This is a genomic window from Halopseudomonas salina (assembly GCF_014637955.1).
GTDB classification, from domain to species: Bacteria; Pseudomonadota; Gammaproteobacteria; order Pseudomonadales; family Pseudomonadaceae; genus Halopseudomonas; species Halopseudomonas salina.
Genome location: NZ_BMFF01000006.1, coordinates 136,567 through 162,389 on the forward strand (window position 1 = coordinate 136,567; position 25,823 = coordinate 162,389).

24 protein-coding genes are annotated in these 25,823 nt (G+C 57.7%); 9 read left to right on the forward strand and 15 right to left on the reverse strand.

Annotation, left to right across the window (positions count from 1 at the left end; translation table 11 throughout):
* Positions 1 to 150: 150 nt before the first annotated feature.
* Positions 151 to 441, forward strand: coding sequence for a hypothetical protein (locus tag IEV54_RS14210; protein ID WP_150278746.1), 291 nt, complete (start codon positions 151 to 153; stop codon positions 439 to 441).
* A 69-nt stretch (positions 442 to 510) separates the two neighbouring features.
* On the opposite strand, the gene IEV54_RS14215 is transcribed toward IEV54_RS14210, so the two are convergent.
* Both IEV54_RS14215 and IEV54_RS14220 read right to left on the reverse strand, forming a co-directional pair.
* Positions 511 to 1,164: a DsbA family oxidoreductase gene (locus IEV54_RS14215; protein ID WP_150278745.1), complete on the reverse strand. Its 654-nt coding sequence runs from the start codon at positions 1,162 to 1,164 to the stop codon at positions 511 to 513.
* Between the two features lie 241 nt (positions 1,165 to 1,405).
* The gene (locus IEV54_RS14220; RefSeq protein WP_150278744.1) at positions 1,406 to 1,582 is read right to left on the reverse strand and encodes a DUF6435 family protein; all 177 of its coding nucleotides are present in this window, start codon (positions 1,580 to 1,582) and stop codon (positions 1,406 to 1,408) included.
* A 153-nt stretch (positions 1,583 to 1,735) separates the two neighbouring features.
* On the opposite strand from IEV54_RS14220, the gene IEV54_RS14225 reads away from it, so the two are divergent.
* Positions 1,736 to 2,095 (forward strand): hypothetical protein, encoded by a 360-nt coding sequence (locus tag IEV54_RS14225; RefSeq protein WP_150278743.1) that lies wholly within the window; start codon positions 1,736 to 1,738, stop codon positions 2,093 to 2,095.
* A 136-nt stretch (positions 2,096 to 2,231) separates the two neighbouring features.
* Positions 2,232 to 2,645, forward strand: coding sequence for a PaaI family thioesterase (locus IEV54_RS14230; RefSeq protein WP_150278742.1), 414 nt, complete (start codon positions 2,232 to 2,234; stop codon positions 2,643 to 2,645).
* Positions 2,646 to 2,663: 18 nt separating this feature from the next.
* Here the strand turns inward: IEV54_RS14230 and IEV54_RS14235 are convergent, their stop codons facing one another.
* Positions 2,664 to 3,650 carry a sterol desaturase family protein gene (locus IEV54_RS14235; RefSeq protein WP_150278741.1) on the reverse strand — a complete coding sequence of 329 codons (987 nt, stop codon included), beginning with the start codon at positions 3,648 to 3,650 and terminating at the stop codon, positions 2,664 to 2,666.
* Positions 3,651 to 3,766: 116 nt separating this feature from the next.
* On the opposite strand from IEV54_RS14235, the gene IEV54_RS14240 reads away from it, so the two are divergent.
* Together IEV54_RS14240 and IEV54_RS14245 are read left to right on the forward strand one after the other, a co-directional pair.
* A complete protein-coding gene (locus IEV54_RS14240; protein ID WP_223825522.1) occupies positions 3,767 to 4,777 on the forward strand; it encodes a helix-turn-helix domain-containing protein in 1,011 nt (336 codons plus the stop codon).
* Positions 4,778 to 5,065: 288 nt separating this feature from the next.
* Positions 5,066 to 6,340 (forward strand): MHYT domain-containing protein, encoded by a 1,275-nt coding sequence (locus IEV54_RS14245; RefSeq protein WP_150278740.1) that lies wholly within the window; start codon positions 5,066 to 5,068, stop codon positions 6,338 to 6,340.
* Here the strand turns inward: IEV54_RS14245 and IEV54_RS14250 are convergent.
* Together IEV54_RS14250 and IEV54_RS14255 are read right to left on the reverse strand one after the other, a co-directional pair.
* Positions 6,316 to 7,008: a pseudouridine synthase gene (locus IEV54_RS14250; protein WP_150278739.1), complete on the reverse strand. Its 693-nt coding sequence runs from the start codon at positions 7,006 to 7,008 to the stop codon at positions 6,316 to 6,318. The genes IEV54_RS14245 and IEV54_RS14250 overlap by 25 nt on opposite strands.
* Before the next feature lie 68 nt (positions 7,009 to 7,076).
* Positions 7,077 to 7,661 (reverse strand): hypothetical protein, encoded by a 585-nt coding sequence (locus tag IEV54_RS14255; RefSeq protein ID WP_150278738.1) that lies wholly within the window; start codon positions 7,659 to 7,661, stop codon positions 7,077 to 7,079.
* Between the two features lie 510 nt (positions 7,662 to 8,171).
* Between IEV54_RS14255 and thpD the strand changes: the two genes are divergently transcribed.
* A complete protein-coding gene (thpD, locus tag IEV54_RS14260; protein ID WP_223825528.1) occupies positions 8,172 to 9,131 on the forward strand; it encodes an ectoine hydroxylase in 960 nt (319 codons plus the stop codon).
* 34 nt (positions 9,132 to 9,165) lie between these two features.
* On the opposite strand, the gene IEV54_RS14265 is transcribed toward thpD, so the two are convergent.
* Both IEV54_RS14265 and IEV54_RS14270 read right to left on the reverse strand, forming a co-directional pair.
* Entirely contained in the window at positions 9,166 to 11,043 is a 1,878-nt protein-coding gene (locus tag IEV54_RS14265) for an acetyl-CoA hydrolase/transferase C-terminal domain-containing protein (RefSeq protein ID WP_150278737.1), read from the reverse strand.
* A 64-nt stretch (positions 11,044 to 11,107) separates the two neighbouring features.
* Positions 11,108 to 12,124, reverse strand: coding sequence for a hypothetical protein (locus tag IEV54_RS14270; RefSeq protein ID WP_150278736.1), 1,017 nt, complete (start codon positions 12,122 to 12,124; stop codon positions 11,108 to 11,110).
* A 112-nt stretch (positions 12,125 to 12,236) separates the two neighbouring features.
* Between IEV54_RS14270 and IEV54_RS14275 the strand changes: the two genes are divergently transcribed.
* The gene (locus IEV54_RS14275) at positions 12,237 to 13,673 is read left to right on the forward strand and encodes an MFS transporter (protein ID WP_150278735.1); all 1,437 of its coding nucleotides are present in this window, start codon (positions 12,237 to 12,239) and stop codon (positions 13,671 to 13,673) included.
* Here the strand turns inward: IEV54_RS14275 and IEV54_RS14280 are convergent.
* Together IEV54_RS14280 and IEV54_RS14285 are read right to left on the reverse strand one after the other, a co-directional pair.
* Entirely contained in the window at positions 13,670 to 15,805 is a 2,136-nt protein-coding gene (locus IEV54_RS14280; RefSeq protein WP_150278734.1) for a 3-hydroxyacyl-CoA dehydrogenase NAD-binding domain-containing protein, read from the reverse strand. The genes IEV54_RS14275 and IEV54_RS14280 overlap by 4 nt on opposite strands.
* Positions 15,805 to 17,124 carry an acetyl-CoA C-acetyltransferase gene (locus IEV54_RS14285; protein ID WP_150278733.1) on the reverse strand — a complete coding sequence of 440 codons (1,320 nt, stop codon included), beginning with the start codon at positions 17,122 to 17,124 and terminating at the stop codon, positions 15,805 to 15,807. Before IEV54_RS14285 ends, IEV54_RS14280 begins: the two co-directional genes overlap by 1 nt.
* 397 nt (positions 17,125 to 17,521) lie before the next feature.
* On the opposite strand from IEV54_RS14285, the gene IEV54_RS14290 reads away from it, so the two are divergent.
* Both IEV54_RS14290 and IEV54_RS14295 read left to right on the forward strand, forming a co-directional pair.
* On the forward strand, positions 17,522 to 17,890 hold the full coding sequence (locus IEV54_RS14290) for a DUF1622 domain-containing protein (RefSeq protein ID WP_150278732.1): 369 nt from the start codon (positions 17,522 to 17,524) through the stop codon (positions 17,888 to 17,890).
* 12 nt (positions 17,891 to 17,902) lie between these two features.
* Positions 17,903 to 18,313, forward strand: coding sequence for a DUF2784 domain-containing protein (locus IEV54_RS14295; protein WP_150278731.1), 411 nt, complete (start codon positions 17,903 to 17,905; stop codon positions 18,311 to 18,313).
* A gap of 17 nt (positions 18,314 to 18,330) precedes the next feature.
* On the opposite strand, the gene IEV54_RS14300 is transcribed toward IEV54_RS14295, so the two are convergent.
* The 6 genes from IEV54_RS14300 to IEV54_RS14325 form a co-directional block, all read right to left on the reverse strand.
* The gene (locus tag IEV54_RS14300; RefSeq protein ID WP_150278730.1) at positions 18,331 to 19,512 is read right to left on the reverse strand and encodes an acetyl-CoA C-acetyltransferase; all 1,182 of its coding nucleotides are present in this window, start codon (positions 19,510 to 19,512) and stop codon (positions 18,331 to 18,333) included.
* A 73-nt stretch (positions 19,513 to 19,585) separates the two neighbouring features.
* Complete coding sequence (acs, locus tag IEV54_RS14305) at positions 19,586 to 21,526, reverse strand: acetate--CoA ligase (RefSeq protein WP_150278729.1); 1,941 nt, start codon at positions 21,524 to 21,526, stop codon at positions 19,586 to 19,588.
* A gap of 171 nt (positions 21,527 to 21,697) precedes the next feature.
* The gene (panC, locus tag IEV54_RS14310; RefSeq protein WP_150278728.1) at positions 21,698 to 22,549 is read right to left on the reverse strand and encodes a pantoate--beta-alanine ligase; all 852 of its coding nucleotides are present in this window, start codon (positions 22,547 to 22,549) and stop codon (positions 21,698 to 21,700) included.
* Positions 22,550 to 22,554: 5 nt separating this feature from the next.
* Positions 22,555 to 23,349: a 3-methyl-2-oxobutanoate hydroxymethyltransferase gene (gene panB, locus IEV54_RS14315; protein ID WP_150278727.1), complete on the reverse strand. Its 795-nt coding sequence runs from the start codon at positions 23,347 to 23,349 to the stop codon at positions 22,555 to 22,557.
* A 175-nt stretch (positions 23,350 to 23,524) separates the two neighbouring features.
* Positions 23,525 to 24,028, reverse strand: coding sequence for a 2-amino-4-hydroxy-6-hydroxymethyldihydropteridine diphosphokinase (folK, locus tag IEV54_RS14320; protein ID WP_150278726.1), 504 nt, complete (start codon positions 24,026 to 24,028; stop codon positions 23,525 to 23,527).
* The gene (locus tag IEV54_RS14325) at positions 24,025 to 25,404 is read right to left on the reverse strand and encodes a polynucleotide adenylyltransferase PcnB (RefSeq protein ID WP_150278725.1); all 1,380 of its coding nucleotides are present in this window, start codon (positions 25,402 to 25,404) and stop codon (positions 24,025 to 24,027) included. Before IEV54_RS14325 ends, folK begins: the two co-directional genes overlap by 4 nt.
* Between the last annotated feature and the right edge of the window lie 419 nt (positions 25,405 to 25,823).

The window sequence follows — 25,823 nt, forward strand, 5'->3', positions numbered from 1 at the left end:
AGAGGCGGTCCGTCCGGATTGCTGGCGCAGGAATTGATCAAGCTGCAGTCCAAGTGTAGCCTTCAACAGGATGCTGTCAGTTACCTACAAGCTTAAGATATTTGATTTTCGCAGGATGCGGCCAGAGTTAATCCACAGAGAGCAATGCAGATGCGTAATCAACCTTTGGCGGTTGCTGGGCCTTTTAATGCACAAGCCAGAGTAGCTGGTACAGATCCCTTGCACGTCAGCGAAGCGCTGGTAACTGGGCTCGTTGAAGGAATTGAAGTCGTCGAGCTGCCAGACCGTAAACAGCGGAAACTGAATGAGCTGCGCTGTCACATTGACCATTTGCTCGATGAGGGCTGGGTGATCGCCAAGCGCAATCCGCTGACCCTTCAGCGAAACACGCGCGTGTGTTATGTGCTGCATGGAATGCTGATCAGTGACTCTCTGAACTGACTCTCTGCGCTTCTCTTCACCGTACTTTTTTCATGCTCACTGAACTTGTAATTCCTCCCGATTCCTTTCTCAGGTATCGGGCCCCCGAGTTGCGATTTCACGAAAGGCGTTGACCAGTGTTTCGGGTTCCTGAGCTCCGGAAATCAGGTGCCGGTTGTTGATAATGAATGCAGGTACGGCTGACACGCCAGATTGTTGGTACAAGGCTTCGTCTGCTCTTACGGGCTCGGCAAAGGCATCTGATGCGAGTATTTCTCTGGCCTTGGAACCGTCCAGACCTATTGATTCTGCGCAGTCAATCAACACCTGAATGTCAGAAATATCTGCAGCATGACCAAAGTACGCATCAAACAACGCCATTTTCATATCCGTCTGGCGATTCTGCTCCCCTGCCCATTTCACTAAACGGTGGGCATCGAAGGTGTTGCAGGTAAAGCGCTCCTGCATCTTGCTGAAGTTCAGACCCAGGCCCTCGGCTATACCCATCATATTGCGTTGTGCGGCTTCCATTTCCTCTACGCTGCGACCGTACTTGCGGCTTAGGGCCTGCAGGATTGGCTCGCCGTCGGATGCCTTGTCCGGGTTGAGCTCGAAGGCGTGCCACTCCACCTGAAACGTCAGTTCACCCGCGAGGCTGGACATTGCCTGTTCCAACCGCGCATAACCTATCGCGCACCAGGGACAAGCAATGTCGGATACGATGTCTATCTGCAGGGTTTTCATCAGTTACTCCTGGTCTGTCGAAGGCGGTTCTGGGTCAGGTTACACGCAAGTCCGTGCCTCGACCTAATTGCCGGCTAGGCGGAAATTCGAAGGGCCGTGGCTGAAGCATCGCCATGTCCACTGCACAGCAAGACCCCGCGGGCGGATATCACGCACGACCGACAGTCAGAGTTTAAACGCACAAGTGTTCCCCGATGGTGAATAATGATGTCTTGAACAGATTGCTTGTTTGCCGGTCTTATCAGCGTCCGGCCTTTTCCAGGGGTTCAAGCTCGCGCCATAGGGCATCGGCTTCCTGGGTAAGCATCGAGTAGGTGCGGATGTCGCCGTTACGCTGGGCTTTCATTGCGGCCTCCAGCTTGGCGTTATATTCCTTGCGCAATTTTTTTGCCGGATCTGACTTGAACAAGCCGAACATGGATTCGCTCCTCTGGTTGAAGGTGCTTGGAAGGAAACTGGGTGAGCACCCTGGGTATGACAGCTTAAGGGAACTACGCAGCCTATCGCGCCGGCATGTGTTACAAATTAACTGTACGTGTATCGACGCGTACGTCCTTTTGAGGATGTGAACATGCACATGCGCACCTTGCTCGCGGGCTCCTTGCTGGCACTCTCGGGTTGCAGCCAGGCGGGGTCTACAGACTTGGTTGGAGAAGTCGGAATCTATCTGGATTCGGGATCTACCCAGTGCCGGGACGACGGCATGAAGCTTGAGGAAATGCAGCAGCTGCTGGGGGATGCTGACATTCCGTTTTCTGCGGCCACCTGCGGGACGGACGGTAACATGTATACGGCGATGTGCGGCTCCCCGGACGGCAGGATAGGTATCTTCCAGATCGCCCCAGAGCATCTACAGCTCGCCCGTGCTCTGGGTTTCGAGGCCCTTGCCAATGTGCCGGATGCGTCCCCCGTCGACTGTTCGAGGTGGTGATCTGCTCGACGAGAATCATTGTCACGCTATAGCCGCCAGCCAGAAGGTCTGATCTGCCAGCAGAGGGGCAGGGTCTGGCGTGCGGAATGGACTCTGTGCATGCTGTGATCTACCTCAATCAGGCACGGAGTAAAGCATGACAGGCAAGCCAAGCGTCGAACAACTCAACGATTTTTTCCGCCGTGAATTTCCCCAGGCCAAGGTCTTTGTAGAAGAGCTGGGCAAAGGCTCGGCTCGGGTGCGGCACAGCGTTGGCGTAACTGAGCTGCGGCCCGGCGGGACGGTCTCCGGGCCAGTGATGATGGCAACCGCCGATGTGGCCCTGTACGCCGCAATTCTTGGCAGTATCGGTATTGTCCCACTGGCTGTGACTACTAACCTGAATATCAATTTCCTGCGTAAACCCGTCGCGGGGCGGGACATTCTGGGTGTCTGTACATTGCTCAAGGTGGGCAAGACCCTGGCGATCGGCGAGGTTTCACTCTTTTCAGAAGGCTCCGATGAGCCTGTCGCTCATGCCACAGGTACCTACGCGATTCCCCGCGACTGAATTCGCTTTTCCTTCTTATCACTCGGGGCGGGACGGCTTTATCTGCCGGGTTTCCTCGGGGTGGGCGGCAGACGAGCTGTCCGTGGAGCTCTCACGTTCCCAGTCAGGTGGCATCCATAGATGCCCGAGCCGTTGGCTCAGTGGGCCGCTGCGAGCCATGTCGCGAAACATGTCCCGGTATTCATGCAACCAGCTGATCAGGAGCCCGTCGCCGCCAATGGGCCGGGTGATGCCATATTGAATGGGCTGGTCTGCCCGCTCGGTCGCAAAGGTACCGAACAGTCGGTCAAAGATGATGAACACGCCACCGTAGTTGGTATCGATGTAAGCGGGATTGCGTCCATGGTGAACCCGGTGATGGTTGGGGGTGTTGAGCACGTATTCGATGGCCGGGTGCAGTCGACCGATCAGCGTGGTGTGAATGAAAAACTGGTATACCAGCGACAGCGCATAGCACACACCGATCCACACCGGGTTGAAGCCGAGCAGGGCCAGAGGCACATAGAACAGCCAGCCACCGTTGAAGATGTTGGTGGCGTTCTGACGCATCGCGGTGGAGAAATTCATGCGTTCGGAGGAATGATGGGTGACATGCGCTGCCCACAGCCAGCGCACCCGGTGGGATGAACGGTGCATCCAGTAGAAGCAGAAATCAGTCAGAACCCAGAGCAGCACGGCGGTCAGTGGCGTAAGGGGGATGTCCCACAGCCGATGGTGATAGGCCAGCGCATAAACGGGAAAGGCGATCAATCCGGCAAACAGAAGCTCGGTAGTCTGATAGCCGGCACCGAGCATGAAATTACGCACTGATTCCTTGCCATCCACCAGGCGGGGGTTATGGCGGATCTTGAAGTATTCCCAGGCAAATACACCGATGAAGACCGGTGTTGCCAGCATGAAAACCAGCTGACGCTCATCCATGGCCAGCCAGGCGGGCAAACGGTTGACCAGACTGGCCAGACCACTATCGACGTAAACGCTGTTAAAGGCGGCAGTCCAGTTCATGGGAGTATCCCTCTGGAGGCAAGAGTGGTTCATAGTCTGCTACGGATGGGGCTGTATAAATTGACTTTTCATGCCATGATTTTGACTCAATACGTCAAATGGACAGTGAGTTGATCATGACGCCGTTGCGCGTAACCGGGGCATGGGTCCAGCTGTTGGCGGACTGGCTAGATGATCAGAGGCTTTACGCGCCAGGTGTGCGGGCATTGATCGGCATTCGTCGACCGGCCGATACAGTACCTTTGGCTCTGTGGACAGAGTTACTCGAACAGGTACTGCAAATGCGGCCCGAGCTTACTGCACCGGCGTTGGCTGTAGGTGCTTTGGTGGAGCCGCGCCATCTTGGGGTACTGGGCTATCTGATTCTGTCTAGCGCTACTCTGGGCGAGGCCATGCAAGCCTATCGCCGTTATGAGCGTCTGTTCTATGGTGCCAACCTGGCAACCGTGGAGGTGGACCGATTGCATGTCCGTTTATGTTGGCCGGCCTCGGCCTCCACAGGCAAGCTCGCTGATACCGTTGCCATAGCAGCCTTGGTAGCTTTTCAGCGCCGCTTGCTGGGTAATCTCTTTGTTCTTGAGTCTGTCAGCTTTGCCTTCGCGCCACCGGATAACCCGCTGGAACGGCAGGCTTACGATACGTTTTTTGCCTGTCAGGTGTATTTTTCAGCGCCTGAAACGGCGGTTGTCATGCCCGTTGCAACTCTCGACAGGCGCCTACCCGGCAGCGACCCTTATCTGCGCGCTTTGCTGGATAGTCAGGCCCAGGCGCTGCTGCGCGCAGCACCAGACGCGGGAGAGATAGACCGTTCGGTACAGCAGGCACTGATTCGCTGCCTGCCAGAGGGTCGGGTAACTCTGGAGCGCATCGCTGCTCTGCTGCATCTGTCGGTTCGCAGCTTGCAGCGGCGTCTGGCTGAGCGGGATATTAGCTGGCGCCAGTTGCTCGACCAGACCCGTGAGCAGTTGGCTAGCGAGTATTTGGCCGATGCGTCTTTGAGTGCCACGGACATAGCCTTTCTGCTTGGTTTTTCGGAGCAAAGTGCGTTCAACAGAGCCTTTCGACGCTGGACCGGCAGCAGCCCCGAACGCTATCGGCGGCGACTTGCTTGTGTACAGGAAATGTAAGGAGTTGTTAGAGCTTTCCAAAGCTTTTGAGTGCGTTGAATTGGGCTTGCATGGATAGCTTGTCAAGTTGGATTTTCACAAAATCCCATTTTAATCAGATTGTTAGGGTTTTCTTGATTGTGCATACAGCTCTGGAAGGGGAGTGTCGCGCGATCGGGGCCGCAAGACTATTGACGTCAAATAATTGTACATAAAGTTATCAGTGCATTGAATGCGTACAGGTTTGTGATGGAAAATTCCGGGCCTAGGGGCGAGGTACTTTGCCCCATCCACTAGGGGGCTTTTTCAATGAACGGCCATTACGATCCAGGTCTTGTTCTGCTGTCTTACCTGGTCGCCATCCTGGCGTCCTACAGTGCACTGCACTTTGGCTCGCAGTTGTCTTCTTCCAGCCGTGCCAAGGGCAGATTCTGGTTGGCGCTGGGGGCGTTGACCATGGGTACTGGTATCTGGACCATGCATTTTGTCGGCATGCGTGCACACATCACGCCTGTGGCGATGACTTACGATCTTGGTATCACGGTGCTTTCCTGGCTTGCTGCGGTGCTCGCTTCAGCTATTGCGCTGTTCATCATCAGCCTTCAACACGTTCGAGTTCTGCATGTGGTTATCAGCAGCCTAGTTATGGGTGGCGGTATTTCGACAATGCACTATGCAGGCATGGCGGCGATCAATCTGACGCCGGCACCCAGTTATGACCTGCTGCTGCTGGTGCTTTCGATTGTGATCGCTGTAGCTGCATCGGCGGCAGCGATGGTTATCTGTCGTGCATTAAAAGGGGCAACCGGTCGTAATGCCATGAAACTCCAAGGCGGTGCCTCGTTGGTTATGGGGGCAGCAATTTGTGGTATGCACTACACCGGTATGATGGCGGTGCGCTTTCCAGCAGATGCCATGCCGCATCCGGGGAATCAGTTGTCTGGCGGTTGGCTAGGCCTACCTCTGGCCCTGACGATCAGTGCGTTTATTGCCTTGGCAGTCATATCTGCGATAGCGGATATGCGTCTACGTAATCTGGAGCAGACACGGGCCATTGAACAGGAAGAGAAACTCAAGCAGATGGCATTCTTTGATACGGTCACCGGGCTGCCTAACCGCGCAGCTTTTGATAAGGAAGTCTTTGACCTGATTATCCGCTGTGAGGGTGGCAAGGCATCGTTTGGCTTGGAATTTCTGTCCATTGCGAATTTTCGTTCGATTGAAAAGCACCTGGGTGAAACGTCACTTCAAAGCCTTGCGCGAGGATTGAAACAGCTTGTGGGGGACGATATTTTTATCGCGCGCTATGCCTCTGGCGGCTTCATGTTTCTGTTAAATCAACAGCAGCTGTCCGCCAGGGGTGCGCTGATCAAACGCCTTCAGCAACTACCGAAGACGCTGGCCAACGGTGCGGTTGATATTCAGTGGCGAGCGGGATCCAGTCGCTTCCCGACGGATGCCAGCTCAAGTCGCATGCTGGTCAAGAAAGCCATGCAGACCACTGATATGAGTGATTATGTCCAGATGCGCACGAGCCCTGATGCAGACATATTCATCCCTCAGACCGAGGCTACTTCAGCCTGAGTCAGCGAGCGATATTCACCTGGTTGTAGAGTGGGGTCCAGCAAAATGGACCCCATGCTTATTCTGTGCAATGCCGTCACGCGATTACCTACAGCGTGAAACATTCGCTTGATCTGATGGTATCGTCCTTCATAAATCGTTACCTGGGCCTTGCATCCGCCTAGCCTTTCCAGCTGGGCCGGTGAAGTTGTCAGATCTTCGAAAACGAAGTGGATTCCCTCTGCAAACCGGATTATGTCGTCATCGCGAATCGGCATGGCGGTTGTTACATGATAGACCTTTGGGGTCTTGATCCGTGGCTCGGTCACGCGTCGAGACCAGAGTCCGTCGTTGGTAAGCAACAACAGACCAGAGCTGTTGCGGTCCAGGCGTCCGCCAATATGGAGCCTCGGGTGGAGTTCGGGCGAAACAAGGTCGAGTACTGTGGGGTGGGTGTCATCAGATGTGGCACTCAGATACCCGGTGGGTTTATGCAGCATCAGATAGATTGATGCATAACCGCCGCGCAGTGGCTGTGCGTCGATGCTTACTGCGGCGAAGCGATCCACCGTTGCCTGGGTGTCACGCACCGTCTGCCCGTTTACCTGTACGCGACCACAGGCGATCAACTGACGGGCCGACCGATGACTATATTCGGGGAAGTTGCTTATAAGGCGATCGAGTCTCATGCGGGCATTATACGGCCGCCCACACGCTCTGACTCGTTCTCGCGGATTATTGCCGAAAACCCCTGAGTTCAGGGGCGATCTTCAGGCAGCAGCTTGACGGCTTCGCGGGGGTCAAAGTCGACCCATTCACCATTGGTGAGTTCGCCTTGAGCTTCCTCAAGCTCGGCAGCCTGGTTTTTGCGCAGGACGCTTACAGCATCGTTGCGGTTATCGCCGTTCACCTTGACGGCAACGTACATGCCGGATTGGCGCTCGGTTAATTGTTCCTCCTTGAGTGGCGTCTCATCAGCCATTTCGTCGACTTCAGAGTCCTTATCGGTCTTTTTCATGGCGCCGACCAGTGACCCGGTGTACGCGCCGATGCCACCACCTACCACTGCACCAACGGGGCCTACTACTGGTGCGGCCGCCACACCGATGGCGACGCCTGCAGCAGCGCCAACGCCGCCACCCACGACTGCACCACGACCAGACTTTTCGGCGCCTGGCGAAGCTGGCTCGTCTCCGCCGATGGGGTACATGTCGTGCTGGCCGTGCGGATTGACGAAGAACAGAGAGATCTCGTCCTGACCAAAGCCGCTATCGTGTAACGAAGCACACGCCTTATCGGCAGCTTCCTGTGTCTCGAACCTGCCTGCGATGATTGTACTCATGGGTCCTCCTTTCAGCTCCGGGAGTGCTTTCCTGGGAAGCCAGCCTTGCACACCTTGTATCTTCAATATAGACGATAAAGATCCTGTAACGGTTCCCCCGGGTTGTTGGGGGGCCTTTCGGTGAGTATTAGAGTGCTTAGCGGCGTTTATTACTTGTAGCGTATAAGTGCGTGCCAGAGGGTGGGAGACAGTCGAGGTGGCTGGCGCGGCAGACAAAAAAGAAAACGGTAAAAACTTTTTGCAGTTTCTTCAGTCGCATGCGGTACGGCACGGTTTTAATTGTATACACCCATGTCGTTCTGGCCGGTGATGTCCTGTTATTCATATGGCGTCCGCAGTCTGGTCAGCTCGATTGGATGACAGGACTGATCACTTTCCTGACGGGAAAAAGACGAGAAGTTGTCACCATGTAGCTGACATGCAGTATTTGCAGGGAATCTCCAGCAGGCCGGGCCAGGACCGTGCCATGACAAAGACAGATGACCCCAGGAGGTTACCAGCGTGAACAGCATGACCAAACCACTTGATTTATACCCCTCCCGCCTCAGAGAAGCCCAGCCGATGGTGCCCCGTCGTGATCCGGTAGTGCACTCGCGTAACCAGCACCGCTGGAACGGTCCCTTGGACGAGGTGTCGTTGTCGCGATATGAGCGAGATGGATTTTTGTGGTTCGAGGGCTTCTTTTCCGAGGAAAGTATGCAGCCATTTTTCCGGGAGCTTAAGGATATGGCCGCGGATCCTGAGCTGATGAAATCCGAGCAGGTGATTTCCGACCCGGCGAGCGGCGCGATTCGGTCGGTCTTCGGTATGCACGAATTGTCCGAAAAATTCAGCCGAATGACCCGCGATCCACGTCTACTGGGGATGGTGCGGCAACTCCTGGGTAGCGAGGTATATATCCATCAGTCGCGTATCAACGACAAGTTCGGTTTCCAGGGTAGCGGTTTTGACTGGCATTCCGACTTTGAGACCTGGCACGCCGAGGACGGCATGCCGCGCATGCGAGCCGTCAGTGCCTCGCTGATGCTGACAGACAACAACGAGTTCAATGGACCTTTGATGATTATTCCGGGCTCGCATCAGCACTTTGTTCCCTGTGTGGGTGAAACCGCGGATGACAACTGGCAGAGCTCCCTCAAGTCTCAGGAAACCGGTGTGCCCAGCCAGGAAGTGCTCGCCAAACTGGCCGAGCGTGGTGGAATCCAGTCGCCGAAGGGACCTGCAGGGTCATTGCTGTTATTCGAGTCGAACGTGTTACACGCATCCAACGGCAATATGTCGCCCTGGCCGCGTTCGAATCTGTTTTTTGTTTACAACAGCGTCGAGAACCAGTTGAAGGAGCCCTATGCGGCCCCGGCAAAACGACCGGAGTTTCTCGGAGCGCGCAAGAATACCGATCCGTTGGAAATTTACGATGACTACCCGGAGCTCTCCGGTCAGGGCGTTGCACCTTTTCAATGGTACGGCTGACCCCGAAGGTGCATGGCTGGATCGCACCCTGTGTTCAGGTCCGGTCGGTTTCCAGCGTACCCAGCAGCAGGGTTCGATACAGCCGCTCCTTTAGGCCATAGGGGCGGTCAAGCTGCATGCGTTCGAGGCATGCTCGGGTAGTTGGCCCCGGTTTGCGTTTAAGGCCCGCGAGTATCAGTGGCAACAATGCTCGAGTGCTGCCCGCCAGTGGGGATAGCCTGGATAAGGCTACCGCAAGATGTTCTTCTTCTGCCGTCAGACCGCTGCCCAGTGGGAAGCTCGGCAGGTCGCCGGCATCTATCGCGCCGCGCAATGCCCGCTCGATGCGCTCGGGCGTATTGGCGCGGCAGGCTGGCTTGATCTGGTGATCAGCTGGCAACTTTCCGGCCTTCTGGGCCTGTTCATGCAATTGCGTCTGAAACGCAGAGTCGGTGATTTCCAGGAGGGCAGCGATGACCTGTGCATCGGTCTTGCCTCGCAAATCTGCCGCGCCATATTCGGTAACGACAATGTCGCGTAGATGGCGCGGTATGGTGGTATGCGGGTAGTCCCACACGATGTTTGACTGGCGCTTGCCCTTGCGGGTTCGCGTACTGGGCAGCGTGATGATGGAGCGGCCGCCTGCCAGCGCGAACGCCTGAGCGACAAAGTTGTACTGACCACCTACACCACTGACCACCTGATAGTCGGCCAGGCCATCGGACACCACCGCCCCGCTGAGCGTCACCATCATTGCACTGTTGACGAAGCGCGCCGCGGTACGCGCCTGGCGTTTACCCGGTTCGTCGCCGTACAGTTCATTGGTGAAAGATACCGGCATCATTGCAATCTTGCTGCGCGTGTCGGTAGGCATGTCCGCCAGCCGCTCATAAAAGGTAGGGCTGCCGACAAAAAAACCGGCATGCACCACGGCGCCGTCCACTTCACGGGTCATGATGCCTTCGGTAATCAACTCGAGAAAACCCTCTACCAGCATTTCGGTTACGCCGTACAAGCCTTTATTGAACGGCTGTCTGTGTTCTTTGCTATTTGCCGGTCTGTCCTGATCCAGCTGGTCGAGAAGTTTGTCGTAGAGCGCGCTCTGGCGATGTCTTAGTACCAGGCTGTGGGTAATGGCATCGCCGATAGAGCCGATGCCGATCTGCAGACTCCCGCCATCCTCGATCAGGTTGGCTACCTCCAGCCCAATGGCATGATCAGTAGCCGAGGCGGGTTTGTTGGGCGGCATGAACAGCCCGAACTCGACCTCGGGCGCCTGCAGGATCATATCGAAATCGCTGGCTGGCCGATCGGCCGCACCATCCATGTAGGGGAGCGCGCAGTTGATCTGTCCGACGCTGAGTATGGACAGCTCACCGGTCCTGCGGAGGTTGAGCAGGTCCGCACTGATATCAGGATTGGAACTGAGGCTGAAACGATTTCCCGTTGCTTGCGGATCCCGGTTAAGTGGTGCGACGAGTTGCAGAATCAGATTGACGCCTGAGTCGATAAGCTCGTTTAACGCATGCGTATAGTTGATGGATGCATATTGCTGTTGGGCTATTGGCACCCCCAGCCACTGGCCTGACTGCAGAAAGAAGTCCTTGATTTCGACATTGGCGGGGAGTTCGCCCGAACGCACGGCCTGGGCGTATTCAAGGGCCGGATAGTCGTCGAAAAGTCGGACGCTAACCGGTTCCAGAAAACGCCTTTCCAATTCACTCCCCGCGCGCGGCCGCTCTAGCGTCAGAGCAGTCAGAATACTCAGGGAAATGCTCGGATCAGCGCAGGCGCGCCGGTAAAGTGCATTGACCAGATGATTGGCCTTGCCCAGGCCCAGAGGCAGGCCGAGGACGATTCGACTACCCAGCCGCTGCAGAATGGCATCAACCAGGGCGTCACAGTTATTGAAATAGCGGGGGGAATTGGACATCGATACTCTCACAGCCAGCGATGCCCCCAGTATAGCGACGATGCCGGGAGTTACGAGGAGAGGGTCAGCGGATGAAGTTGACGTGATGCCGATGCGGGTTGGGCCCGCGCCAGATGAAGCCTTCGAAGTAATAGTGCAGAAAAGATACTGTCAGGATGGCGATACTGATAGCCGGGTACTGCTGGTGACTGGTCAGTACAAAAGCAATGGCTATCGAGAGTGCGGGTAGCAGCAGCAAAGGTGGAACCCGGCCAAACCCGGTAAGCCGGTAGAAGAGATTTACCGGCTTCTGCCGGTTGCGATTGCGGTCGTGGGTGATGTAGACCGTGTAAGCGGTAAGGTCGTGAATAACCCGCGGGATCAGAATGACGAAAAGTGTGTAGCCGATGTGGTTGATCAACAGTGCCGACAGGATAAGCGCCACGTTGCTCCACAGATACCAGACGCCGATGCGGTGGCGCGAGCTGGGAGCCAGTCGCCAGGCAAGTATCAGCTGCGCGGCACACAGCAGTGCCGCAATCCAGGTAAACAGCTGGTAGATATCCACTACCACACCGCCCACGCTGAAGGCCATGTTGGATAAGTAGTGCTGACCGTATACGTTGATGTAGATCGCAAAGCCGGCAAGGATCAAGGTCCATTTCCAGTATCTGAATATACGGCTCGGTGCTATGCCCATCATCATGAGAGTCAGCCCAAGCTGCTGGGCCAATACGTGATAGATGGTGTAGAAAGCGAGCAATATGAAAAGCAGGTTATAACTCACTGGTTGCGGCCCGAAATGCCCCGCAGTGGTAATTCCCGCGAATACCAACAGAGGCCAGAGCAGGGTGCGTCGATAGAAGCTGAGGTATTCGCGATCTGCCATGGTCAGCAAACTGGCAATAATGTGGGGTAGGCCAAAGATGACCGTCCAGAATGGCCACTGTTCCGGTTTATCGGGCAGGTACTGATGAACGGCCTGCCCGTCGAGCAGCAGAATGTCCAGGAAGATGGCCAGCAGGCATACGGGTATCAACGCGTAGAGGCTCAATAGCCAACGGCAGTCGATACTGTGTGCAAGTTGCTCTGATGTGGCCATGTTGTTATATGATCCTTGGCAGCCGAAGGGCAGTTGAGCACAAAGAAAGACTGGCTGGCACCACCCGAATGGGCGGTATGGCAGATCGACATCCAATAACAAGAAGAAATCTATGCACCCTCATACTGTTCTGCTAGCCAGAACCAAGTTCGCCTATGGGATAGGTCAGGTCGCCGAGACCATCAAGGGCACCGGCTTCGATATATTCCTGTTTTTCTACTTTACTCAGGTGCTGGGGCTGTCCGGGACGCTCGCGGGTGTAGCGGTCATGATTGCCCTGATCTTCGATGCCGTAACGGACCCTCTGGCCGGCTACGTCTCGGATCACTGGCGCTCGCGCCATGGGCGCAGGCATCCTTTTATGGTTGTCGCGGCTTTGCCTCTGGCGGTTGCCTGGTTCGCGTTATTCATGCCTCCCCAGTCACTGTCGCAAACCGGGCTATTCCTGTGGCTGGCCGGCTTTGCAATTCTGGTACGCGGCACCATGACGCTCTATTACGTTCCCTACCTGGCATTGGGCGCGGAGTTGACCAGGGACTACCAGGAACGCACCTCTGTAGCGGCCTGGCGGGGCGTCTGCGGAGTGATGGCGGCAGCGCTGGTGGCAGTGGTGGGGCTATCGCTGTTTTTTCCCGACAGCGCTGAATTCGAGAACGGTCTGCTGAATCCGGCGGGTTATCCGAAAGTGGCTCTTGCCGGGGCGATCATCATGGCGCTGGCCATCCTGCTCTCGGCCTGGGGCACCCGAGACCGCATCGCTTTGTTACCACAGGCCTCGGAAAGCCTGGCTCGGGCGCCCGTCCGCGAGGATCTTGCCGCAGCCTGGGGCAATACCTCGTTTCGCTCGTTATTTCTGGGCACCATGCTGGTGGCGATCTCGATCGGTATCGTGCAGACGTTGAACATGCATCTCAACGTCTACTTCTGGCAGTTGTCGAGCTCGTCTATCGCGTTTCTTGCAGTGGGTTTGCTGGTTGGCTGGCCGGTCGGCATCATGCTCGCGGCGCCTTTGCATAAACGGTTCGACAAGAAGCGCACCATCATTGTGGCGGCGCTGATCGGGCCGATAGCGGGCAATATTGCGGTCGTCTCCCGTCTGGCTGGGATTTTTCCAGAGCAGGGCAGCGCACTCTTTGTCCCATTGATCTTCTGCGTGCTGTTTATTTCAGGAGTGGCGGCGGGGCTGGCAATGATTTCGGGTGCCTCGATGATGGCCGATGTGACGCAGGAGCATCAGTTCCGCACCGGCCGCAGCCAGGAAGGGTTCCTGTTCAGCGCCGTGGCCTTTACCGGCAAGCTGGCAGCTGCGGTGGGCTATCTGGTCGCTGGCGTGGGTCTGGACCTGATCGCCTTTCCAGTGCAGGCCGAGCCCAGTCAGGTGACGCTGGCAGAGGTCACGCGGCTGGCGTTGCTGAATCTTTCAGCCTGTTTGTTCGGCTTCGCCTCGGTCTGCGCGTATTTCTTTTACGGTATTGACCGGGCCCGGCAGGAACACACCGCGCAGGCCATCGCCGCGCGCGATGCGGTCTCCTCACAGGTGGCGCCCTAGGCGCTCGCGGTTTCCTGCTGGTCCCAGCCCGGGTCCGGCTGGAAACGCTGGCCATGCTTGTCCTGCAAATGGCGGAGGCGAGCAGCAATGTCCTCGGTGCCGCGGTCACGGGCGTAGTGCATCGGACCGCCGCGGAAAGGCGCAAAACCGGTGGCGAATATCATCGCGCCATCCAGCAGGTCTTCGTTCTCTATCACCTTCTCCCGAAGGCACGCCTGGCAGGCATTGAGCATCGGCAGGATCAGCCGATCCAGGGTGTCTTCAGGCGCGGGATCGAATGTATCGCGCTTCTGCGGTTTGCCGTCCTCCCAGTTGTATAACCCCTTGCCGGTTTTGCGTCCCAGATCGCCTTTTTCGACTTTGCGAGAGAACCAGTCGGGCGTGGCTGGTTGCTCGGTGTCCAGTCGCTCGCGCAACATGGCTGCCACATCCAGGCAGATATCCAGGCCTACCTGGTCTGCCAGTTCGACCGGGCCCATCGGCATACCGAAATCCAGGGCTACCTGATCGATGGCCTCTGCGTCGACACCCTCATCCAGCAGGCAGATGGTCTCCACCAGATAGGGCGTCAGTGCGCGGTTGACCAGAAACCCTGGCGCGCTGGCGACCGGTGCCGGCAACCGGTCTATGCGGCCGACGAAATGTCGCGCCTGGGCCAAGGTACTCTCGCTGACCTGGTCATGGGCGACGACTTCGACCAGTTGCATGCTGGCTACCGGGTTGAAAAAGTGAATCCCGACCAGACGCTCTGGCTTCTGCAGGTTTTCACGCAGTTGCTCAAGCTGAATGCTCGACGTGTTGGTCGCGAGAATGGCGCCGGGCTTGAGCTGGGGCTCAACTTCGGCGTAGACCTTGCGCTTGATCTCCAGATCCTCTGGCACCGCTTCGAGCACCAGGTCCGCATGGCGGATACCGTGATTGGCCAGATCAGGGATCAGCCGGTCGAGCACATCCCGGGTACGTGCGGGGGAGAGGTGTTTGCTATCGCAGAGTTTGGCTGCCTTGCCTACGGCTTTGGCAATCACCTCGGGTTTCATGTCAAACAGGGTGACGCGCAGACCCTGCAGGGCACACCAGGCGGCGATGTCGCCGCCCATCTCGCCGGCGCCAATCACATGGATGTGGCGCAGCTCGGGCAGATCCCGATCTTCCTCAAGGCCCGCCTTGCTCTGGGCTTTGAGTTTTTCACGCAGAAAAAACACCCTTACCAGGTTCTGCGAGGTGGGGGTCTGCAGCAGCCGGGCGAAGGATTCGACTTCCTTGTGCAGCATCTTTTCCGGATTGTCTGCGTGCTCTTCCCACAGTTCGATCAACGCTTCTGGCGCGGGATAATGCTCAGGGGGCGCCTTGCTGGCCGCCTGGGAGCGCATTCGCTTGCCCGCCAACTGGCGAGGTATAGCGTGTTCGAAGGGTTTGCTGTTCCAGGCCTTCTGCTCGGATGGGTCAATCTCGCCCTGCACCGCGGCAGTGACCGCCGCGGCTACGTGACGCTCCTCCACCAACTGGTCTACCAGCCCGAGCGACTTGGCTTTGCGATCATGTACCGTCTTGCCGGTAAGCATCATGGTCATGGCATCAATCGGCGGGATCAGTGCGGGCAGGCGCACGGTGGCGCCAAGACCGGGATGCAGACCCAGTTGAATTTCCGGTGTGCCGAACTTCGCCCCGGGCACCGCCAGCCGATAATCGCAACATAGCGCTAGCTCCAGGCCGCCCCCCAGCGCCGCTCCGTGAATAACAGCTATCGTCGGGCACGGCAGGTCGGCGAGTTTCTGCACTACGCGGTGGGCCTCGTTCAGTTTCGCTACCGCCTCATCCTGACTGGCGAGATGGCGAAACTGGGAAATATCGGCCCCCATGCAGAAGCCGCTGGCCTTGGCGGAGCGAATCACCAGGGCCGCGGGTCTGTCGCTTGCGAGCTTATCCAGTATCCCGTCGAGCTCGCGCAGCAGCTCTTCGGACAGTACGTTTGCGCTGGAATCCGCCTTGTCCATCAGGAGCCAGGCGACGTTGTGATCATCGCGTTTGAAATGCCAATGTTGCCGCTCGCCATCCGACGTCAGCGGTGCCGCGTTGAAAGGACCCAACTCTCGATCACGCTGAGCCAGCGCGGGATAGACCTTGCCTGTCATCAGCTTGTCTCCTGTAGCATTTCAATCAACATGGCCCCGGCCTGACCGCCGCCGATACATTCGGTGGCAATACCCCGTTTGAGCCCCTTGCGGCGCATGGCATTGACCAGGTGAAGAACGATACGGTTGCCGCTGGTACCTACCGGGTGGCCGAGGCTTATCGCGCCGCCGTCGACGTTCAGCCGCTCCCGGTCTATCGGGCCGAAGGGTTGATCCAGCCCCAATACGCTGCGGCAGAATTCGGGATCTTCCCACGCTGCCAGGCACCCCAGCACTTGCGCCGCGAAGGCTTCGTTGATCTCCCAGAGATCGATATCATCCCTGGTCTGACCGCTGCGCTTGAGCATCTCGGTGACAGCCAGTACGGGCCCCAGGCCCATGATTTTCGGATCCAGGGCAGACCACTGGCTGTCGACGATTTTGGCTATAGGCTTGAGTCCGTGCTCTTTCACTGCCTTTTCGGAGGCAAGAATGACCCAGCAAGCACCATCGGTGATCTGGGAGCTGTTGCCTGCAGTCACCTGGCCATGGGGTGGCTCGAAGACGGGTTTGAGTTTCGCCAGTGCGCCCAGGCTATTGTCCGCGCGCACCCCGTCATCGGCACGATAGAACTCCCCGTCATTGGACATGGCAGGTACTACTTCGTCATCCAGCCAGCCTTCATCCTGGGCGTGGGCCAAACGCTGGTGACTTTCCAGTGCATATTCGTCCGCCTGCTGGCGCGTGATACCAAACAGGTGCGCGACCACCTCGGCGGTCTGGCCCATATTTAGCTCGACGATGGGGTCGGTCAGGCCCCGTTCGATGCCGATGACAGGTTTCAACATGCCTGGTTGGAACTGGCTGGCTGCCTGCATCTTTGCGGCCACACTCTTGGCCTGCTGCAGGTCACTTAGCCATTCCACGGCATCCTGCCGTAACAGCAAAGGTGAATGGCTCAAGGCCTCGGCGCCGCCCGCCAGAATCAGATCTGAACTGCCCTCACGGATGTATCTGGCAGCGGTGTCGATGGACTGCATACCCGAGCCGCAGTTGATCTGTACGGTGAACGCTGGCATGTCCTCGCCCAGGCCAAGACGCAGGGCCGCCACTCGCGCTGGATTCATTTCCTCGGAAATCACGTTGACGCAGCCCAGGATCACCTGATCAAAGGCGTCCGGCGCGAAGGATTGGCGCAACAATAGGGGTCGGCCGCATTGCACTGCGAGATCCACAGGGGTGAAAGGTCCGGGCCTGCCGCGTGCCTTGAGAAACGGCGTGCGAGCACCGTCGATAATATAAACCGGCTCCGCGGCGGCGGTCTGATCGCGAGTTGCCATTGAACTTTCCTTTTAGGTTAACCAATCCGGAGGACTGTTCTTGTAAGTGTGGCTACCCAAAGGCTAGCAAGTTCCTGGGAGGCAACAAGAAGTGATAGGCCCCCAGCGAACCGTGCTTGAAACTTTTCCCGCCAGGATCAGTCAGCATTCAGGTAGGTGGCTGGCTCTGGTCCCAACGCCAGGGCCGGCTTTTTACGGGTTTGATTCGCCTCAGGAGTCGCTGATGCGCACGTGAAGTACATTCTGGTAACCAACCCAGGGTATCTGGTTGATTCAAGATCTACCCAGGTCGCTGGAACCTGCCTGGCATGGTTGCACTGCCGGATTGAATGACTGCCGCCGACATTCGTGTTATGGATTACGGGCAGATTCAATACCCGCGGGGCACGGAGGTTTTATGCATGACAGCGTTATCCTGGTCGCCCAATGGGCTGTTTCCATTATTGAGCTTCTGGGGATTGGAATCATTACCCTGACCGCTGTGTATTCCATCGCGGTTGCCGGCTATCACATAGCCAAGCAATACGATGCCAGAGGTGTGTTCCAGGAGGTACGACAGAGGCTGGGGCGAGGCATTCTATTAGGTCTTGAATTTCTCGTGGCCGCGGACATTATCATGACCGTGACGGTGGATCTTACCTTCGAGTCAGTCGGCACCTTGGCGCTGATTGTTATGGTGCGCACGTTCCTGAGTTTTACCCTGGACGTGGAACTGACCGGGCGTTGGCCATGGCAGCCAGAAAGAGAGAAGAGTGAGCCTCTCTGAGTGGAGCGATCCTTGACTGAGTCATTTCCCTACCAGACCCTGGCCAATCTGGTGTTGGCTATCCATATTGGACTGGTTGCATTCGTTGTGCTGGGCCTGGTGATCATTATTGGTGGGAACCTGCGCGGTTGGCGCTGGGTTAACAACCTGTGGTTCCGTTTGGCACATCTGGCGACTATTGCAATCGTGGTCGCTGAGGCCTGGTTGGGGATAGTTTGTCCACTGACCACGCTTGAAATGTGGTTGCGTGAACAGGGAGGAGAGATTACCTACGCCGGCAGTTTCATCCAATACTGGCTTCAGTCGGTGTTGTATTTTGACCTGCCGGCCTGGGTTTTCATTCTGGTTTACAGTCTGTTTGGCGCGTTGGTGCTGGCCTGCTGCTGGCTGTTCCCGCCACGTTTCAAGGGCGACAGGCTCTAGCCAGCAGCGCCGGACATTCAGTCGCGCTGCAGCGCCAGGGCTACACCCTGACCACCACCGATACACAATGTAGCCAGACCCTTCTTGGCATCGCGCCGCATCATCTCATGCAGCAGGGTAACCAGCACCCGGCATCCGGAGGCCCCAATCGGATGGCCCAGCGCAATCGCACCGCCATTGACGTTGACCTTGTCGGCGTTCCACTTGAGTTCACGGCCGACCGCCAGCGCTTGCGCAGCAAAGGCCTCGTTGGCTTCGATCAGGTCAAGGTCGGCAATCTGCCAGTCAGCTTTCTGCAAGCAGCGCTGGGTAGCTGAAACCGGGCCAATCCCCATGATGGCCGGATCCACCCCGGCGTTGGCGTAGGCGGCAATGCGCGCCAATACTGGCAAACCCAGTTCCTTGGCCTTGGTTGCGCTCATAAGCATTACCGCGGCGGCGCCGTCGTTCAGGCCGGAGGCGTTGCCAGCAGTGACACTGCCATCTTTCTGGAAAGCCGGACGCAGCTTACCCAGTGACTCGGCAGTGGTGCCGGCGCGGGGATTCTCGTCGCGCACTATCTGCAGCGGCTCGCCTTTGCGCTGGGGAACGCTGACGGGCGTGATCTCGGCATCGAAATGGCCGGCTTCCTGAGCGGCGACCGCTTTCTGCTGCGAGGCGGCGGCAAAGGCATCCTGTTCTTCACGACTGATCTGATACTTGTTGACCAGATTCTCGGCAGTGATACCCATGTGGTAATCGTTGAAAGCGTCCCATAGACCATCATGGATCATGCTGTCGATGAGCTTGCCGTGACCCATGCGCAAACCGGTTCGGGAGCCGGGCATCAGATGGGGCGACAGGCTCATGGATTCCTGGCCACCGGCGATGATCACATCTGCATCCCCGCAGCGGATTGCCTGGGCGCCCAGATGCAGCGCCTTGAGACCGGAGCCACAGACCTTGTTCAGATTGAGAGCGGGAACGCTGAAGGGCAGGCCGCCGTGAATGGCTGCCTGGCGGGCCGGATTCTGGCCACAGCCGGCGGTGAGTACCTGGCCGAGAATGACTTCATCGACTATCGCAGGATCGATAGCGGTTTTTTCCAGCAAGGCGCGAATGACCGTCGCCCCCAGTTCATGGGCGGGGATATTGGCAAACTGACCGCCAAAGCTGCCGATGGCAGTGCGGGTTGCGGCGACAATTACGACATCTTGCATGGGCGATTCCTCTATGCGAATGCTTTAAAGGGCACAAGCATAGAGGGCCCGCCAGGTCAGGACAAGATGTGTCTCATGCGCGATTCAGTCGATGCTCGATCAGTTCCTCGACGACCGCTGGATCAGCAAGTGTCGAAGTGTCGCCCAGGGTCTCGAGCTCATCACAGGCAATCTTGCGCAGAATGCGGCGCATGATCTTGCCTGAGCGCGTTTTCGGCAGCCCGGGCGTCCACTGGATGAAATCGGGCTTGGCGAAGGAGCCCACCTGCTCGGCAACGAACGCCTTGAGTTCCTTGACCAGCTCGTCGCTCGGCGTTATTCCACGCATGGGCATCACATAGGCATAGATGCACTGGCCCTTGATGTCATGGGGGCAGCCGACCACGGCCGCTTCAGCTACCGAGTCATGCAGTACCAGGGCACTTTCCACTTCGGCGGTGCCGATGCGGTGACCGGATACGTTGAGAACGTCGTCCACGCGGCCGGTAATCCAGTAATAACCGTCCTCGTCGCGTCGGGCGCCGTCACCGGTGAAATACACACCCTTGTAGGCGCTGAAATAGGTATCGACCAGGCGCTGATGATCGCCGTAGACGGTGCGAATCTGGCTCGGCCATGACCGCTTGATTACCAGGTTACCGCTGGCAGCACCCTCCAGCTCGTTGCCCTCGGGGTCATACAGGGCTGGCTCTACACCGAAGAAGGGACGTGTGGCCGAACCGGGCTTGAGATCAGTGGCACCCGGCAGGGGGGTAATCATGATCGCGCCGGTTTCGGTCTGCCACCAGGTGTCCACAATCGGGCAGCGCATTTCGCCAACTACGTGGTAGTACCATTCCCAAGCCTCGGGGTTGATCGGCTCGCCGACACTGCCCAGCAGGCGCAGGCTTTCACGGGATGTGCCGGTAACCAGCTCGTTGCCCTGAGCCATCAGTGCACGAATAGCGGTGGGCGCGGTATAGAAGATGTTGACCTTGTGCTTGTCGACGATCTGCCAGCAGCGTGAGGCATCCGGGTAGGTCGGCACGCCCTCGAACATCAAGGTAGTGGCGCCGTTGCACAGGGGGCCATAAACGATATAGGAGTGGCCGGTGATCCAGCCCACATCCGCGGTGCACCAGTAAACTTCGCCCTCGTGGTAATCGAACACGTAGTGGTGGGTCATCGCCGAGCCTAGCAGATAGCCACCGGTAGTGTGCAATACGCCCTTGGGCTTGCCGGTAGAGCCTGAGGTGTAGAGGATGAATAGCGGGTCTTCACTGTCCATCGGCTCGGGTTCGCATTCGGCACTGACCGCGGCGCAGGCCTCGTGGTACCAGATGTCGCGGTTCTCGTTCCAGCCAATGTCGCCACCGGTGCGTTTGACAGTCACCACGGTGTGTACGCCAGGGCATTCCTTCAACGCCTTGTCGACGTTCTGCTTGAGTGGCACATTCTTGCCTCCGCGCACGCCCTGATCAGCGGTGATCACAGCCTGGCAGTCGGAATCGTTGATACGATCACGCACGGCATCCGGGGAGAAGCCGCCGAATACCACGGAATGCACCGCGCCGATACGTGCGCAAGCGAGCATGGCATAGGCCGCCTCGGGGATCATTGGCATGTACAGGCAGACGCGCTCGCCCTTTTTGACGCCACGGGCGCGCAGTACGTTTGCCAGTCGGGAAACGTGTTCGTGCAGCTGGCGGTAGGTGATATTCAGCGACTCGGACGGGTCGTCGCCTTCCCAGATGATGGCTGTCTGGTCGCCACGGGTGGCCAGGTGGCGGTCAATGCAATTGGTGCTGACATTGAGTTTGCCGTCGATAAACCAGGCGGCTTCGCCCTTTGTCATGTCGCTTTCGTGCACCTTGCTCCAGGGCTTGTCCCAGGTCAGAAAGCGCTCAGCCTGCTCTGCCCAAAACTGGTCCGGTTGCTCGATCGACTGCTTGTACATCCGGTTGTAACCGGCTTCATCGACGTGTGTATTCGAGCGGGCGGCGTCGGATACCTTATGGTTTTCAATCTTGTACATGACTCGGGTCCTCTTGTTATTTTCTGCGGCACAGCCGGAAGCATTCTTGCTTTAAGCGTCGGCCATTACCGCAGGCAATTCAACCCTTCTTTGGTCTGATACGAGGTCGCCACAAGGAGTGTAGCGGTGGCCTGTTCAGCGGCAAAAAAGGGCTTCAAGAGAGTGGAGAGATCAGTCCTGTTGGAACAGAAGGTTGTCGATGAGTCGTGTCTTGCCCAGGTAGGCGGCTGCCAGAATCACCATGTCACGGGTGCCGGTATTGACCGGGTCAAGGGTGAGGGCATCGCGCAGGTCAAGGTAGTCGGCACGCAGACCGGCGTCTGCGAGACGCTGGCGCGCGCACTCGATCAGAGCTGGATAGTCCCGCTCTCCTGCCTGGATGGCCTTGGCTGTGTCCTGCAGGGTCTGGAACAGAACAGGAGCAATCTTGCGCTCTTCCTCGCTGAGGTAGCCGTTACGTGATGACAATGCCAGGCCGTCATCGGCGCGTACTGTGGGTTCACCCATAACCTGCACGGGCAGGCAGAGATCGTGGGCCATCTTGCGGATGACAGCCAGTTGCTGAAAATCCTTCTGACCGAATACCGCCAGATCGGGCTGGACAATGTTGAGCAGCTTGCACACGACCGTGGCAACCCCCTCGAAATGCCCCGGTCGGCTGGCGCCGCAAAGCCCCTCGGACACCACAGGCACGCTGATGCGGGTGTGGCCGGCCATACCCTCCGGATACATTTCCTTGACGTTGGGAGCAAACACCAGATCCGCGCCAGCATCCAACAGCTTGCGCTGATCCTCTTCCAGGGTGCGTGGGTAGCTGTCCAGATCCTCACCAACGCCAAATTGCAGAGGATTAACGAAAATACTGACGACCACGAAGTCGGTACGCTGCCGCGCCTTGGCAACGAGCGTGACATGGCCCGCATGCAGGTTGCCCATGGTGGGTACCAGGCCAATACGCTTGCCATCCTGGCGGGCCCGGTTAAGCGCTGCGCGTAACTGAGCGATAGTGTGCAGGGTGTTCATCGTCGTTAAAACTCGTGTTCGGCGGCGGGGAATTCGACTTTCTTGACTGCTTCGACGTAGGCGCGCAATGCGCCGGGCACGTCCTGCTGGTCGAGCATGAAATTCTTGACGAAACGCGGCTGACGGTGACCCCGTGTCAGGCCGAGCATGTCGTGTACTACCAGCACCTGCCCGTCAGTACCACTGCCGGCACCAATACCTATCACCGGTACCGATACCGCTTCGGTAATAGCGTTGGCCAGGACGCTGGGAACGCATTCGAGCAGCAACATACTCGCGCCGGCAGCTTCCAGCGCCTTGGCGTCATCGAGTATTACCTGGGCCTGCTCATCAAGACGCCCTTGTACCTTGTAACCCCCGAGCAGGTTCACCGCTTGCGGAGTCAGGCCCAGGTGGGCGCAAACGGGTACGCCATTTTGTACCAGGGCCTTGATGATGGGTGCAAGCCACCCGGCCCCCTCCAGTTTGACCATATGGGCACCAGCCTGCATCAGTTGAGCACTGCTGGCCAACGCCTGGTCTACGTTGGGGTAGGACATGAACGGCAGGTCGACCATGATCAGAGCACTACTGTTGCCACGCTTTACAGCCCGGGTGTGGTAGGCCATGTCAGCCACGGTCACAGGCAGAGTGCTGTCATTGCCTTGCAATACCATTCCCAGTGAGTCACCAACCAGGATCACTTCCACCCCGGCCTCGTTGACCAGTTGCGAGAAGGTGGCGTCGTAGGCAGTGAGGCAGGTGATCTTCTCACCAGTCTGCTTGAGCTTGCTCAGCGTTGTCAGGGTTACGTTAGGCATGGCTGATTCCATTGGTTCGGCCTCGGCGAGGCGTCGGGCGTTTGGGCTTGGGCTGGATTGTGTCACAGCCTGGGCTCTGGTTGCTCAGGATCCTGACGTTATAGCCGGCAGTATAGTCCTGGTGCATAGGCGCATGGTGGAGCGCAACTTGGTGTCTGTTTTCGGGAAACATCTTTTACCCTTGTGCAGGCATATCAGCAAGGGCTTCTATGCCCAGCGGGGGGCATTTTTTCAAGAGGTGTTGCAAAGGAGTGCCGTCAGGCATTATCAGGTCAGGCTCCAGTTCAGCCAAGGGATAAAGCACAAAAGGGCGGGCATGCATGTGGTAGTGAGGCACCCGCAGGCGGTCAGTGTCTATCTGCTGATTTGCGTACAGAAGCATGTCCAGATCCAGTGAGCGGGGGCCCCAGCGCTCGGCTTTGCGTTCACGACCCTGCTGTTGCTCGATTTGCTGCAGCTTGTCCAGCAGGAGCAGTGGTGCGAGGCTGGTCTCGATCAGGGCGACTGCGTTGAGATAATCAGGCTGGTCCTGGGGGCCCATGGGTTTGCTCCGGTATAGCTGCGAACAGCTCAGCAAACGGGTTTCTGGTAGACCGTCCAGCGCCTTGCAGGCGAGCTGCAATTGCTTTGCCGGCTCCGCCTGGTTGCTGCCAAGGCCGACGTAACAGCGCAGGCTCATGAGTCTGCCGAGGTCCTGGGTTTGCGCTTCTTGCGGTTGCGTGGGCGCTTTGGGCTGGCGGCCTTGTCATCCAGTGCGCTGATCATCTTGCGGCGCTGGTCCGGTGAGGCTTCCTGATAAAGGGTCCACCAATGACCGAGGCCGTCGGTCTGTTCGCCCGCTGTTTCGCGCAGCAACAGGAAGTCGTAGGCAGCACGGAAGCGAGGATGTTCGAGCAGTTGGTCGGCCCGTCGGCCGCTGCGGCGTTCGAGGCGAGGCTGCATATCCCAGATCTCGCGCAGGGGCACGCTGAACCGCTTGGGGATTGCAATATGCTGGCATTGCTCGGTCAGCAGATCCTGGGCTGCCTGCTGCTGGGCCGGTATGGTCGGGATGCCCTGGGCTTCCAGAGCCTGGATGCGTGGCGCGAGCGCTGGCCACAGCAGGGCAGCGAAAAGAAACGCCGGAGTGACGGGCCGTCCTTCGCGAATGCGATCATCGGTATTGCGCAGGGCTTGGCGGATCAGCGCCAGGCTGTAATCCGGATTCGCTTCAATTGCTTCTTCGGTATCCGGGAACAGGGGCTCGAACAGATAGTAATAATGCAGCAGGTCGAACGTCTTTTCGCCCTGGCCGCTCATCAGTAGTTTCAGCGACTCGTCGAACAGACGTGCAGGCGGTATATCGAACAGCAGATCGGTCATGTCCGGAATCGGTGCGGCGCTGTGCGGTTCGATCTCGAAGTCCAGTTTGGCGGCGAAGCGTACGGCGCGCAGCATGCGCACAGGGTCTTCCTGGTAGCGCTGTTCTGGGTCGCCAATCAGGCGTATCAATCCATTACGTATATCATGCATGCCATTGGCATAATCATGGATATAACCTGTGCTGACATCGTAATACAGGGCATTGATGGTGAAATCGCGACGTTGGGCGTCCTGCTCGAAGTTCCCGTAGACATTGTCACGCAGCAGACGGCCGGACTCGCTTTGGCGGGACTTGTCGTCGCTCTGGGGTTCGCCTGCTTCGTCATCCGCGTGGTTGGCGCGAAAGGTGGCCACCTCAATGATTTCACGACCAAAGTGAACATGCACCAGTTTGAAACGCCTGCCGATGAGTCGTGCGTTGCGAAACGTGGCTCGTACCTGCTCCGGGGTAGCGCTGGTGGCTACATCGTAATCCTTCGGGGACATGTTGAGCAGGGAGTCGCGGACACAGCCGCCGACAACAAATGCCTGATAACCCGCTTGCTGGAGCCGTTCGACGACATTGACTGCGTTCTTGCTCAGCCGTTCTCGCCGCAGGCTGTGCTGACTGGCGGGGATGACCGACGGCGTTGTGCGCCTGTGGACCTGACGGCCAAAGGGCGTTGGCAGTTTCTTCAACAACTTACGAATCATAGGTTCAGGCTTTCCACCGGCATTTTTCAACCCGGTTTCATGGGGCTGTAGTGAGCATGAATGTCAGGGGTAACGGACAGAGGAGCTCTACGCTGTATTGAACGCGCAGATAGGCTCGGGTCAGCGCTTGGCCTGACTTGACTGGTGCATTCTAGCCTGAATGGTTCGGAAATTAAATTAAGTGCGGAAATTGGGGCATAACGGAGGGGGTAAGCAGATAAACTCAAGGGGAGCATGCACTCCCCCCAATGGTTTTATTATTCTTGTTTTTATAACAGCGATTTTCTTTTTAGGCAGAAGCGGCAACGCCGCTATAGTGGTTACCCATCCCGGGTTGCCCAAAACAAACGGATTGCTTTGGAAGCTTATGTCAAAACACGAGGCCTATCATTGGCTCTGGATTGTCGGGTTGCTCAGGC